General features: G+C 48.3%; 2 tRNA genes and 1 rRNA gene. All 3 read left to right on the top strand.

Annotated features, from left to right (window positions below):
* A 16S ribosomal RNA gene (locus tag L6D75_RS27190) occupies positions 1-73 on the top strand; the annotation flags it as partial.
* Positions 74-159: 86 nt separating this feature from the next.
* Positions 160-236: transfer RNA gene (locus L6D75_RS27185), tRNA-Ile, on the top strand.
* A 23-nt stretch (positions 237-259) separates the two neighbouring features.
* A tRNA-Ala gene (locus L6D75_RS27180) sits at positions 260-335 on the top strand.
* Positions 336-503: the final 168 nt, after the last annotated feature.

Genomic DNA, 503 nt, shown 5'->3' with positions numbered 1-503 from the left:
GGTGTGATTCATGACTGGGGTGAAGTCGTAACAAGGTAGCCGTAGGGGAACCTGCGGCTGGATCACCTCCTTAATCGACGACATCAGCCTGCTGATGAGCTCCCACACGAATTGCTTGATTCTTTGTATAAAGACGATGCTGTAACGCAACCCTGTTATAGGTCTGTAGCTCAGTTGGTTAGAGCGCACCCCTGATAAGGGTGAGGTCGGCAGTTCAAATCTGCCCAGACCTACCATTACATGGTTCAGCCGTAAAAACGGGGCCATAGCTCAGCTGGGAGAGCGCCTGCCTTGCACGCAGGAGGTCAGCGGTTCGATCCCGCTTGGCTCCACCACTTTTACAGTCTCTTGCCAGAACTTAGAAATGAACATTCAGTTTGAATGTTGATTTCTGACTTTTGTCAGATCGTTCTTTAAAAATTCGGATATGTGATAGATATAGACTGACACGCACTTTCACTGGTGTGTGATCAGGCTAAGGTAAAATTTGTGAGTTCTGCTCG

Source organism: Pseudomonas faucium, from assembly GCF_021602585.1.
Taxonomy (GTDB): domain Bacteria; phylum Pseudomonadota; class Gammaproteobacteria; order Pseudomonadales; family Pseudomonadaceae; genus Aquipseudomonas; species Aquipseudomonas faucium.
The sequence above is the reverse complement of the archived record's forward strand: the minus strand, read 5'-3'. Positions and strand labels throughout refer to the sequence as shown.